We start from the raw sequence: 307 nt of genomic DNA, 5'->3' as shown, positions 1-307 counted from the left end.
CGTGTTGCTGAGGCTGGCGCCCGCCGGGATGCCGCTGATGGTGATCGTCAGCGTTTCCGACCCGTCAAGATCGGTCAGGGCCGGAGTGATCGACAGCGGGATTGCGGTGTCTTCATTGCCGCTCGCCGCGGTGACGCTCAGCGTCGGCGTGTCGGTGACCGGGTCGACGGTGACGTGCAGGGTCTGCGTCGCCGTCGCGACCGGCGCGCTACCATCCTTGGCAATCGCGGTGACGGTCAGGTCGAAATCCACGTCGCTGTTGGCCGGCGGCGTGATCTTCAGACCGGCAAGCTGCTGGGGCGTCAGC

Annotated in this window: 1 protein-coding gene; it reads right to left on the bottom strand. The window is 67.4% G+C overall.

What is annotated here, in order from left to right; translation table 11 throughout:
* On the bottom strand, window positions 1–307 hold a 307-nt coding region (locus tag TSH64_RS35940), incomplete at both ends, for a hypothetical protein (RefSeq protein WP_199237604.1).

The sequence above is a fragment of the Azospirillum sp. TSH64 genome, from assembly GCF_003116035.1.
In the GTDB taxonomy this organism is placed as follows: Bacteria; Pseudomonadota; Alphaproteobacteria; order Azospirillales; family Azospirillaceae; genus Azospirillum.
The sequence above is the reverse complement of the archived record's forward strand: the minus strand, read 5'-3'. Positions and strand labels throughout refer to the sequence as shown.